Source organism: Klebsiella sp. 4_1_44FAA (assembly GCF_000238715.1).
GTDB classification, from domain to species: Bacteria; Pseudomonadota; Gammaproteobacteria; order Enterobacterales; family Enterobacteriaceae; genus Klebsiella; species Klebsiella pneumoniae.
On sequence record NZ_JH414821.1, the window covers coordinates 3,255 to 7,115 of the forward strand.

The following is a 3,861-nucleotide window of genomic DNA, read 5'->3' on the forward strand; positions in this document are numbered from 1 at the left end:
GAGTTGCCGGGGCCGCGGTTTTTGACTTTTGTGCGGGGACCTGCTGAACCTGCCCCCTGGATATAACCTTCACCCGTTTGAGAGCCGTTCGCCGCAAGGGCGTAAACGAGCACGGCCCGGTGCAGATGTCCGGGGGTGAGCGGGAAATTTTTTTCGGCCTAATGAAGCGGCAGCGGAATGGCCGGGAAAAATTTATTGCGAAAGGCCCTGCCGTCCCCTGGACAGCAAGACGGGTTGTGCTTGTCTCAGCCCCGGCGAATGGACTCAAACGGGTGATACGGGTACCAGGGGAAAGGAGCAGGCACCCGCCGCAACGACGAAGAGCGCGGGCGCGAAACGGCGTTGCCCCGCAGAGTGCCGGCAGTCCTTCGCCGGCACGGTGAAAGCGGCGCGACCGGGACGGTCGCAGCAAGCGCTGCCGTTGACCTTGACTTCAGACATCAGACACTAGCCGTCAGGCCCGAAACCGCTTGCGGGTTCGGCGGAGCTTACCGCGTCTTTTCGCGGTTAGCGGAGTGTGGCTCGACGACCGGACAGCGCAGCTGGCCGGGAGCCGAAGGTGTCCAGTGTGGGTATGTTTTTAAAGCCTTTAAGGGTTAAAAAGAGGCATCACAGCAGGGAGAAGAAGAGGAAGCAGACAGACAGCAGGCAGCAAACAGGGAAGACGCGGAAAGGAAATGCGGGCGGCGCGTCAGCGCGGCCCGGTTTTCCCGGCGCCGCAGGCGCGCGGTCTTTCGAGGCGCGGCCAGACGGGGACAGGTGCCCCGCCGGCTTAACGTGTCATCAGACGGTTATTCTGAGGATGGCGGTCGCTACCTGGGTATACGTGAATGTTCCCCGCGGCAACGGCTCCCAGACGTCCGCCAGGGACTCCAGCGCCTTTTGCTGACGCGGGCCGTCCAGACATATTCCAGTCAGAATCCCGCCAGGCTCAAGCAGAGTTAATGCCCGCCGGATATGCCGGATATCATCACCGCGATGAAACGGCGGATTCATGATGATTCGGGTATACCGGCGATCCGGATGATATTCGAGAAAATCCCCGCACCAGGTCCGGACCTCCGGGAAACGTGCCTGCAGGTGGCTGACTAACCCGGCGTGCAGCTCCACGGCGTCACACTTCGCCCGGGGGACTGTATCCCTGATCGCCTGCAGTATGGCGCCCGTTCCTGCGCTGGGTTCCAGAATGCGATCGGTTTCCCGGACATCAGCCAGCTCAACCAGCCGGCGACATTCCGGGGAGGGGGTGACAAAAAGCTGCGAGCTCCCCTGAATTTCAGCGACAGGGGCGCGCCCCTCCAGTTTGTCCCGCATCGCCTGAATACGGTGTTTAAGGTCATGATGCATGAATGTACTCCCTGACCTCCCCGGCAAGATGCCGGGGAGCCTTCCTGTTATTTTTTCGGAATTTCAACGGTTTTCATGTCTGTGATATACACATTCACGAGCGTACAACCGTGCGTCATGCACCGGCGCAAGCGATAGGCGCCGTGTGTTTCGGTTTCTGCAGCACCCCGCACGCCTTTATAATCAGCGGGTAATTTCGCCCACTCGGCCTTTGTCATTTCCCGGAACCCTTCCCCCGGATAGTTGACGATCGGTGGGCGCTTCGCCGCTTTCTTCGCGTTGCTGGCTTCCTCCGCTGTCGGGGCTTTGTAGTCCGTGATACGGTCGGGCGTGAGTTTCATCGTGCCGCTGTAGCCCAGAAAGCGATAACAGGGCGTTTCGACTGAACTCACCTCCCCCTGACTCCGGTTAACCCGGAGAATGGTTAACCATTCTCCCCGGCTCAGTACCTGCCCGCCTGGTTCAAATTCCTCTGTTCGGGTGACAACGCCACCGTTTTCATTAAGCATCGCGCGTTCGTAGGCCAGGCGGTTCTGGTAATGATTAACCCAGCGCTGTTGGTGGCTAATCGTGCGCTCATGACAGCGGATCGCAATATCCCGCGCCTGTTCAAAAGTAATGATCTCCTCAGACAGGGCAGAATGGAGAGACATCGAGCCCTCATACTGGCTTTTCTCTGCCGGGCGGGGGTATTTGTCGAGCGTGAAGCAGGCATGAATATGATCATAATTACTGACCAGTAACGCCATTTTCAGATCGAGCGTCTGCGCACGCCACATCGTCATATACTTTTCAGACCGGGCAATGTGCTTTTGGGACTTGCGTAATTCCGCCTCGATTTTTTTGATACGGCGGTAACGCACATCCGGACGCTCCTTGTATTTCGCGTGCCGCAGAGAGGCCTGCGCGCGCTGTTCCCAGTATTCGGCGCGCTCGAACAGCATCACCGCACGTTTCATGCCGTTCTCAATTTTCTGCGCATGCCGGCGCGCGCGGCGCTCGCTGTGGTGGCCTACCAGGATCGGCTGTCCCAGCGGGACAGCCGATGCCAGCGAATCAACATGCGCAAGCGCCTGCTCCGATTCAACCGCCCGCCGGTCACTGTAGTCACTGAACCGCCCGGCGCGCTGCTCCTGGCGATCAAACAGGGTGCTGTCCTCGTCCTCGATATCACCGGCGAGGGAAAGCAGGACATCCTCCCGCCCCGGCGTCCAGGCTGGCGCCACAAAGAGTTCCTGTTTGGGCGCCCAGCGAAAGCCTGCTTTGTTGATCAGGGAATACGTTTCTTCATCGAGCCGTAATGATGCGTAAAGTCGCAATTTATTATCATCGGGTGAATAGGTTGCCCGGTAAGTCTGGCTGACGGTATTTTCCGTCATGATCTGTGCGGTAGTCGGTGTCATTGTGTTTTCTCCTTCCTGCAGTTGCCGCCCCTCGCGGGGCGGCTCACCTCATCAGTTAAATGCGCGTTTCAGTTCCAGCGTGCGGAGTACCTGCCCGAGGGCGGTATTTTTCATCGCGGGGATGTGGACACCGCGCCCTTTGCGGTGACTTCTGGCGATATGACGCCCGAAAGCTCTGAGAGCGGGATCAATCTCAGGTGCGGTGATATCTGCGCGCAGAATGCGCGAATGACGACGGGGCTTTACAGCGCCTGCGGAAGGTGAAAAAATAGAAAAGATCATAAAGTTGACTCCTTATGGTAGTTAACGAAGCCGGAAAAACCGTTCGTGCGATTTTTACGGCGTGGGAGAAGCAGGGTTTACCCTGCTTTTTTCATATCTGCGGTTTGCTTCCCGCTTCTTCTTCCTCCTTCTTAAGCTGATCGGTAATGTCTTCCGGTTCGCCCAGAAACCAGCCTTTGACGGGTTCACAGCGTTCAATAAACGCTTTTATCGCCCGTTTTCCGGTCGTGGCCTGCACCCGGGTAAACATCGGCAGATTGCCGCTGGCATTGCTTCCCAGAAATGCGATCCGATACGTTCGCAATGAAGGATCCTGCATTTTTCTTTTTCCTGATTTTTAAAGAACATCACCCGTTGAGTTGCCGGGGCCGCGGTTTTGACTTTGTGCGGGGACCTGCTGAACCTGCCCCCTGGATATAACCTTCACCCGTTTGAGAGCCGTTCGCCGCAAGGGCGTAAACGAGCACGGCCCGGTGCAGATGTCCGGGGGTGAGCGGGAAATTTTTTTCGGCCTAATGAAGCGGCAGCGGAATGGCCGGGAAAAATTTATTGCGAAAGGCCCTGCCGTCCCCTGGACAGCAAGACGGGTTGTGCTTGTCTCAGCCCCGGCGAATGGACTCAAACGGGTGATACGGGTACCAGGGGAAAGAGCAGGCACCCGCGCAACGACGAAGAGCGCGGGCGCGAAACGGCGTTGCCCCGCAGAGTGCCGGCAGTCCTTCGCCGGCACGGTGAAAGCGGCGCGGCCGGGACGGTCGCAGCAAGCGCTGCCGTTGACCCTGACGTCAGACATCAGACACTAGCCGCCAGGCCCGAAACCGCGTAGCGG

General features: G+C 58.5%; 4 protein-coding genes. All 4 read right to left on the bottom strand.

Translation table 11 applies throughout. The annotated features are described in order from the left end of the window. Positions 1-783 precede the first annotated feature (783 nt). A complete protein-coding gene (locus HMPREF1024_RS00395) occupies positions 784-1,347 on the bottom strand; it encodes a trans-aconitate 2-methyltransferase (RefSeq protein WP_009310029.1) in 564 nt (187 codons plus the stop codon). Between the two features lie 47 nt (positions 1,348-1,394). Further along, positions 1,395-2,750, bottom strand: coding sequence for a DUF3560 domain-containing protein (locus HMPREF1024_RS00390; protein WP_009310030.1), 1,356 nt, complete (start codon positions 2,748-2,750; stop codon positions 1,395-1,397). A gap of 51 nt (positions 2,751-2,801) precedes the next feature. Continuing rightward, positions 2,802-3,032, bottom strand: coding sequence for a hypothetical protein (locus HMPREF1024_RS00385; RefSeq protein ID WP_009310031.1), 231 nt, complete (start codon positions 3,030-3,032; stop codon positions 2,802-2,804). 91 nt (positions 3,033-3,123) lie between these two features. Then, complete coding sequence (locus HMPREF1024_RS00380) at positions 3,124-3,351, bottom strand: hypothetical protein (RefSeq protein WP_001568050.1); 228 nt, start codon at positions 3,349-3,351, stop codon at positions 3,124-3,126. Positions 3,352-3,861 lie beyond the last annotated feature (510 nt).